Consider the following 7,428-nt stretch of genomic DNA (forward strand, 5'->3'; position numbering starts at 1 on the left):
GCGGCGTGTTGTTGTTATGAACCCCCACAAAACAACAACACGCCGCAGATCAACGCAGCGGCCCGTGGGTGGCCGACGTGCCGCATCTGCTCGCCCTCCTGCATCCGACGGCGGGCGACTCCACCTCCGCGGTGCCGGTCGCCCCGCCCCGCACAGCAGGTGTTTGGCGCGAGACTCCAACGCCCGAGCGCGTCCGGTATGGCGGCCGCCGCAGAGTTGCCGTGCGGCTGGCCTGCGCGCAGCGTACGGACGCCGGAAAAGTGCGGCTCGACGCCGAGGGCCGAGCCGCGGGTCGCGCGCATGCGCGCGTCAGCCGAAGATCTCGTCCAGGGTCTGGGACTTGAAGGCGCGACGCATCCAGGTCCGGATCTGGTCGTAGTCCCGGCAGGTGGTGATGCGCTTACGGAGGGCATCGTCGACAGTGAAACCGAGTGTGTCCAGGACGGTGAAGAGTACTTCTGCGCCCCCCTCCGCCTTGCCTCTGGCATAGCTGATCTCATCCAGGCGGGATCGCGCGGCCGCGGAGAGTTGTGACCGTATGTACCGCTGGTACCGCCAGGCGTCTCCGGGGTCCACGACCGACATCGCTTCGGCGAAGGCTGTGAGGACGGCGTCCTGATCCGGCCCGTCAGCGTGGGCGAGGATGCTCAGCACGGTCAGTTCCGGCATCGCACGGGCTTTGTCGAGGTCGGTGACGGCGGGTACGTCGGCGAGGTTCAGCGCCCAGGGCCGCAGGACCCATCCATCATCGAGCCCGCACTCGATCGGCTGGCGGCACCATTCGGCCGTGGCCTCGTCCGGACACAGGACCACCATGGTGACCGGGCACTTGTAATGGGCCCGGTGACGCGCTAAGTAGGACGGCCAGGAGTAACGCCTCTCCGGGATGATCTCGGAGAGGAGCTCCACATGAATCATGAGGTCCGGCTGATCCGGGTCACCGATGAGGACGGTCGCCATTTGGTCGACGAAACCTATCCACGGGACCGAGATCAGATCGTACCGAGGGAGCTCGATCCCGGACGCCTCCTGGAACAGTTCCACCACCAGGTCGGGACGTTCCCGAATCATGTCGCGCAACTTGTCATATTTGACGGGGGGCACGAGATGGACGCTAACGGTACTCGGGTGACGGCGGGGCGAGAAAAACGCTACATGATGTAATGACGGAATTGTCTCTGGCGGTCTCCCGGATGCAGAACCGCGGCCCGCCGTCGAGGGGCGAACCGCGGTCCGGAGGTGCGCGTGTCAGTCGAAGATCTCGTCGACGGTCCGAGCGGACATGGCGCGGGAGAACCAGGCGTCGAGCTGCTCCAGGTCCGTGCAGCTGGTGATGCGCTTCCGCGACTCATCGTCGACGGTGAGCCCGCGTAGTTCGAGGGCTCTGAGGATTGACTTGGCTTCGCCCTTGGCCTTGCCCTCGGCTATGTGCTTGAGGGCGAAGTCGCTCTGCCACTCGTAGACGTCCGCTTGCATGATCTCCTCCAAGCAGTCTCGCGCGGCTTCGGAGAGCTTCGACCGCACGTAGTCATGGTACTTGCTGCCCCTGTCGCGGTCCGTGACCTCCAGAGCCTCGGCGAAGGCGGTCAGGACTTCTCTCTGATGAGGGCCGTCCGCGTTGGCGGGGGTGCACAGGATCGCCAGTTCCGGCAGCGCGCGTGCCTTCTCCACGTCGGTGATCTCGGGGGCCTCGGCGAGGTTCAATACCCAGGGGCGCAGGGCCCATCCCTCGTGCCCGGTCTCGATCGGCATGCGGCACCAGGCGGACGTGGCCTTGTCCGGGCACAGCACCAGCAGCGTCACCGGGCACTCGCGGCGGGCGCGCAGCGTGGACAGGTATACCGGCCAGACGAAACGCTTGCGCGGATCCGGTCTGAGCTGGTTCTCCACGACGATCGCGAGGTCCGGGCGCTTCGGCTCGCCCAGGATGACGACCGTGTCGGCCCGGTACTCGGTCGGGTAGTTGTCGGTGAAGGTGTCCGATCCAAGTCCGATGTGTTCGTATTCGGGGGGTTTGATGCCAGATACGGCCTGCAGCAGCTCGGGAGCCAGCGCGGGCTGGTCCTTGAGCAGGGCGATCGGCAGCTCGTGGTCGGCGGAGGGCATGACACGGACACTAACGGTGTCTGACTGACTACGGTGAGGGAAAATCGTTACATGGCGCTATGGCGGAGTTGTGGCCATAGTTCCGACTGCGGCGGGCTGTGACGGCCGGCTCCGAGTGATCCGGCGACGCCTCGCGGTCGGGCGGCGGCTCGCCGGGACTCCTGCCGCGCCGATCGGCGGACGGGGCGCGAGTGACGGCTGTAACGGGTCGGCTGCGGTATTCCGGTGGCATTGTCGTTCGCTGATCATTTGGTGTGCGCGCTTTTGTCTCCTGGTGAGTACCGGCGTTATTACTCCCGCGTAGATATCGTCCGGAATGGTGCAGCCCACGATAATCCTGGGCTACCGTTTAATCATGCGGAATTTCCGGGACGGGAGGGGGACCGAATGACGGAGACCCTCACCGGCAGAGGGGGCCGTCCCGGGGCCTTGCCGCCGCAGGTCATCGCGATCCTCAGCGCCGAGCTGCCGTCGCTGGCCGGGGAGATCATGGGGGAGATCCGGCGGGCGGTGCCCGAGTACGCGCCGCGGGACGGGGGAGCGGTGCCCGACGCGTTCCGGGTCACCGTCGAGCAGACCATGGCCGCCTTCCTGAACCAGGTCTCCGGCAACGGCGTCGGCCACGAGCGCCGCGACGAGCTGTGCCGCGAACTCGGCCGCACCGTGGCCTACGAGGGCCGGACGCTGGACGCGCTCCAGGCCGCCTACCGGGTCGGGGTGCAGGTCGCGTGGCGGCGGGTGGCGGCCGTCGCGCGCGACAAACGGCTGCCCGCCGAGGTCATGACCCGGCTGGCCGAGGCGCTGTTCGCCTACAACGACGAGCTGGCCTCCCTGTCCGTCCAGGGGTATCTGGAGGTGCGGTCGGCGGGCGACGAGCCGCCCGGCGACAGGCGGCGGCTGCTGCGGCTCGTGCTCCGGCCGGGCGCGGCGACCGGTGCGCTCGCCCGGTCGGCGAAGGCGGCCGGCTGGGAGCCGCCGGACACGGCGGCGATGGTCGCGATGCCGACCGGGGCCCGCTGCATCCGCGAGGCGCTCGACGCGGACGTGCTGGTGAACCTCGCCGACGCCGCCCCCCACCTGCTGATCCCCGGCGGATACGGCGCCGAGCGCGCGGCGATGCTCGGCCGGGCCCTGCCCGAACGCCGGTTCGCGGTGGGGCTGACCGTCCCGCTGGAGGAGGCGGGCGACTCGCTGCGCTGGGCGCGGCGCGCCCTCACCCTCGTCGAGGCGGGCCTGCTGGAGGACGGCGGCCCGACGCTGTGCGAGCGGCACCTGCTGGAGCTGTGGCTGCTGTCGGACGGTCCGCTGCTCGACCAGCTCGCCCGCCGCGAACTCGCCGCGCTGGCCGGCATGCCGCGGACCCGGCGTATGCGCATGACCGAAACCCTGGGGGCGTGGCTGGAGGCGCAGGGGAACGCGGTGGAGGCGGCCCGCCGGCTCCGGCTGCACCCGCAGACCGTCCGCTACCGGATGCGGCAGATCAGCGTCACCTTCGACCGGCAGCTGACCGACCCGGCGGCGCGTTTCGTGCTCGACGCGGTGCTGCGCGCCCATCGAATGCGGGAGCGGCGAGCGCCCTGACAGAGAGCACGTCCTAATTGGAAGCCGAATGTGGCGGCAACGCCACAGACTGCTGATTTTACCTTCCATTTACCTTGACGGACCGTATTTGATCTAAGTTCAATGTGCTTCAACTCACAGAAAGCGGGGGGTGTGCTGGGGTCCCCCGCTCGGCGCGCCCGCCCGCGTTACGCCATACGGTCGACCGTCCGGACGGCCGGGTGCCCCCGCCCGGCGACATGCCCCGGTCCGCGGCGGCGGCGCCTTGGAGGTGTGCCCATGGCACAGCAGGCTTTAACGCGGGGGACGGTGGATCGCCGGGCCAGGCTCCCGCGCCGGCTCGCCCTGCTGATGCGGCCGGAACTGCCCAGTCTTGCGCAGGAGATCATCGACGAGGTGCGCCGGTCGATCCCCGAGTACGGGCGGCCGCTCAAGGACCCCTACGTCGAGGCGCTGCGGATCGGCGTCGAGCGCGCCCTCGCCGACTTCGTCGACCGGGTCGCGAACCCGCTCGCGCCCCGCGAGCGCCACCACGAGACCTACCGCAGGCTCGGCCGCTTCGAGGCCCAGGAGGGGCGGACGCTCGACACCCTCCAGGCCGCGCTGCGCATCGGCGCGCAGGTCGCCTGGCGCCGCGTCATGAAGGTCGGGCCGCGCCGCCGGGTGGCGCCCGAGGTCATGGCGCAGCTCGCCGACGCGCTGTTCGCCTACATCGACGAGCTCGCCGCGCTCGCGCTGGAGGGCTACCTGGACGCCCGCCCAGACGGCGAGGCCCAGGCGCACCGGCGGCGGCTGCTGGAACTGCTGCTGCGCCCGCCCGGCGCGCCCCGCGTGCTGGCCGAGGCCGCCGAGCAGGCCGGCTGGACGGTCCCGGACGAGGTGACCGCCGTCGTCGCCCCGCCCGGCGCCCGCTACGTCCGGGCCGCGCTGGACAGTGACGTCCTCGCCGACCTCACCTCCACCCAGCCGTTCCTCGTCGTCCCCGGGCGGCCGACCCCCGAGCGGCGGCAGGCCCTGCTCCGCGTCCTGCCCGACGGGCAGCTCGTGATGGGCATCCCGGTGCCGCCCACCGGCGTCGCCGACTCGCTGCGGTGGGCGCGCAACGCGCTGCACCTGGTGGAGACGGGCGTGCTCGAATACGCCCCGGTGATCGACTGCGAGGACCACCTCATCACCATCTGGCTGCTGTCCGACCAGGCCCTCATCGGCCAGCTCGCCCGCCGCCACCTCGGCGAGATGGACGGCCTCGCCCCCCGGCAGCGCGACCGGCTGCTGGACACGCTGCGCGCCTGGCTCACGACCCGCGGCACCGCCACCGAGATCGCCGCGGAGCTCGGCATCCACCCGCAGACCGTCCGCTACCGGATGCGGCAGGTCGAGAGCACGCTCGGCGACCGGCTCGCCGACTCCGAGTCGCGCTTCGCGATCGAGGCGGTGCTGCGCGCGATGCGGCTGCACGAGCGGGCCGCCGCGGCGCCGCGGCCGGCCGCCGGACGGGACCGGGAACCGCCCGCGGAATTAAGCACCAGTTGATAAACCGCAAATACGGGGCCGGTCGAATATGAGCATCTCGAACGGACCTTGACGCGCGGGGTTGATCCGCCGAATCGTCGCGTGCTTCCATCAAATTCGACGCAATTTCGGCGGACGGCCGCGAGGCGATGGAGGTGCGTTCGGGGTGCGCTCACGATCGGCGGTCTCGGTCCTGGCCGGCCTCGGCGCGGTCACGCTCGTCGGCGCCATCGGCGTTCACCCGGTGCTCGCCGACGAGACCACGCCCACGCCGACCACGACGGTGAGCGACACGCCGAGCGACCCGCCCACCACCGACACCCCCACGACCGACCCGCCGGTGACCGAGGAACCGACCGACCCGCCGACGGACCCGCCGACGACGGACCCGCCCACGGACCCGCCGGTGACCGAGGAACCGACGGACCCGCCGACGGATCCGCCGGTGACCGAGGAACCGACGGATCCGCCGACGACCGGCGAGCCCACCGATCCGCCGACGGGGACGCCGACGGACCCGCCGACCGGCACGCCCACCGACCCCCCGACAGGGACGCCGACGACCCCGCCGACCACCCCGCCGACCAAGCCCAAGACGCCCGTGCTGTCGCTCACGCTGACGGTGTCGGAGGCGACGATGCGCCCCGGCGGCTCGATCACCGCGACCGTGCGGGTGGCGTCGGCGAACGCGACCGCGAACGGCACCGTGCTGAAGATGTCGGCGTCCGGCGCGACGGTCAGCCCCGGGACGCAGAACCTCGGCAGCGTCGGAGCGGGCGGCGCCGGCGCGATCGCGACCGTGCGGGCCCCGTCCAACGCGAAACCCGGCGTGATCACCGTGCGCGCGGCGGTGTCGGCGGCCAAGGCCAGGAGCGTGTCCCGCAGCTACAAGCTGATCGTCACGTCCCCGTCCGGCGCGCTGCCGCCCGGGATCAGCCCGACCCGGTTCCCCACCGGCGTCCCGGCGCTGACGCCGCCCGCCTTCGACCCGCTCGCCGGCATGAAGGGCCCGCAGGTGGCGCTGCCGCCGATCGCGCCCGCCACCCCGCAGATCGCGCCCGCCTCCGGGCCGCTCGTCCCGGTGTCGAACCTGAGCGGGATCCCCGGCGAGCCGTTCTCGCTCGAAGAACTGGCCGCGCTCCAGGCGGGCGTCCTGGCCGCGCTCGGCGCCGCGGTGACACTGCTGCTGCTCCGGCTGCGGCTCCTCCGCCGCACCGAGGCCCGCGTCCAGCGGGTGACGCGCCGGCGGCTGCGCGCCGCCCGCACGCGGCTCGCGGGCAAGCGGCCGACCGCGGCGCGGCTCCGCACGCTGCCGCCGCAGCCCGCCCGCGTCCGGCCGCCGCGCCCGCTGCAGCCCGTCCCGCCGATCCGGCTGGTCGTCACGCAGGTCCGCACGGCCCGCCCCTGAGCACGCCGCCCCCGAGCGCGCCGCACCCGAGCGTCCCGCCCCTGAGGACGCCGCCCCTGATCGCCCCGCTCAGCGGGCCGGCTCAGCGGGCCAGGCGGATCAGGATCCGGCAGACCTCGTCGATGATCTCGGCGGCCTCGGCCTCGCTCTCGGCCGTGGCGATCTCCCGCCCGGCCTCGCCGATGACCGTGGTGAGCACCAGGCTCAGCACCTTCTCCGGACGTCCCGCCGGCTCGCCCGGCCCGGCGCCGCGCAGCAGCTTGGTGTTCTGCGCGATCCAGTGCTGGGCGCGGCTGCGGCGCATCAGCGACGACCCCGACGGGCCCTCCCCGCCGAGGAACAGCCGGGCCGCCTCGCGGCGCTCCCAGCACACCAGCAGGTAGGCGCGGGCACCGGCGGTGAACAGCGCGATCGGGTCGGACTCGCCGTCCTTGCGGGCGGCGGACACCGCCTGCGCGGCGCTCGCCTCCTGCTCGGCGCTCAGCTCCTCCCACAGCGCCACGTACAGCCCGGCCTTGCCGCCGTAGTGGTGGTAGAGGCTGCCGACGCTGATCCCGGACCGCTCGACGATCTCGGCGATGCCCGCGTCGGCGTAGCCGCGGTCGGCGAAGACCTGCTGCGCCGCGCTCAGCAGCGCCTGCCGGGTGGCGTCGGCGCGGGCCCACTGCCGCCCGCCGCCCGCCGTCCCGTCGCCGTTGGAGGTGCCGTTCCCCTGCCGCGTCCTGCTCGTCCGCATCCCCCCATGCTGCCACCCCCCGCCCCCGGCCACCCCCCACACCGCCCCCGCCCCCGTTGATCTGCGGCGTGTTGTTGTTATGGGGCCGTCCATAACAACAACACGC

The 7,428-nt window shown here is 72.1% G+C and carries 6 protein-coding genes; 3 read left to right on the forward strand and 3 right to left on the reverse strand.

Annotated elements, in window-relative coordinates:
- Positions 1-309 precede the first annotated feature (309 nt).
- Together ABZ806_RS44380 and ABZ806_RS44385 are read right to left on the reverse strand one after the other, a co-directional pair.
- Positions 310-1,104, reverse strand: coding sequence for a hypothetical protein (locus ABZ806_RS44380; protein WP_500225911.1), 795 nt, complete (start codon positions 1,102-1,104; stop codon positions 310-312).
- Positions 1,105-1,248: 144 nt separating this feature from the next.
- Positions 1,249-2,106, reverse strand: coding sequence for a hypothetical protein (locus ABZ806_RS44385; protein WP_500225913.1), 858 nt, complete (start codon positions 2,104-2,106; stop codon positions 1,249-1,251).
- 387 nt (positions 2,107-2,493) lie between these two features.
- Between ABZ806_RS44385 and ABZ806_RS44390 the strand changes: the two genes are divergently transcribed.
- From ABZ806_RS44390 to ABZ806_RS44400, 3 genes are all read left to right on the forward strand, one after another.
- A complete protein-coding gene (locus ABZ806_RS44390; protein ID WP_500225915.1) occupies positions 2,494-3,687 on the forward strand; it encodes a PucR-like N-terminal domain-containing protein in 1,194 nt (397 codons plus the stop codon).
- A 258-nt stretch (positions 3,688-3,945) separates the two neighbouring features.
- The gene (locus ABZ806_RS44395) at positions 3,946-5,199 is read left to right on the forward strand and encodes a PucR-like N-terminal domain-containing protein (RefSeq protein WP_500225918.1); all 1,254 of its coding nucleotides are present in this window, start codon (positions 3,946-3,948) and stop codon (positions 5,197-5,199) included.
- A gap of 145 nt (positions 5,200-5,344) precedes the next feature.
- The gene (locus ABZ806_RS44400; protein WP_500225919.1) at positions 5,345-6,586 is read left to right on the forward strand and encodes a hypothetical protein; all 1,242 of its coding nucleotides are present in this window, start codon (positions 5,345-5,347) and stop codon (positions 6,584-6,586) included.
- Positions 6,587-6,668: 82 nt separating this feature from the next.
- On the opposite strand, the gene ABZ806_RS44405 is transcribed toward ABZ806_RS44400, so the two are convergent.
- A complete protein-coding gene (locus ABZ806_RS44405) occupies positions 6,669-7,322 on the reverse strand; it encodes a TetR/AcrR family transcriptional regulator (protein WP_500225920.1) in 654 nt (217 codons plus the stop codon).
- Positions 7,323-7,428: the final 106 nt, after the last annotated feature.

Origin of the sequence: Spirillospora sp. NPDC047418 (assembly GCF_040643275.1) — a bacterium.
Taxonomy (GTDB): Bacteria; Actinomycetota; Actinomycetes; order Streptosporangiales; family Streptosporangiaceae; genus Spirillospora.

Excerpts from the sequence above, each read along its gene's own strand:
- ABZ806_RS44390 (WP_500225915.1), top strand. The coding sequence starts at position 2,494 with ATGACGGAGACCCTCACCGGCAGAGGGGGCCGTCCCGGGGCCTTGCCG.
- ABZ806_RS44405 (WP_500225920.1), bottom strand. The coding sequence starts at position 7,322 with ATGCGGACGAGCAGGACGCGGCAGGGGAACGGCACCTCCAACGGCGAC.
- ABZ806_RS44395 (WP_500225918.1), top strand. The coding sequence starts at position 3,946 with ATGGCACAGCAGGCTTTAACGCGGGGGACGGTGGATCGCCGGGCCAGG.
- ABZ806_RS44385 (WP_500225913.1), bottom strand. The coding sequence starts at position 2,106 with ATGCCCTCCGCCGACCACGAGCTGCCGATCGCCCTGCTCAAGGACCAG.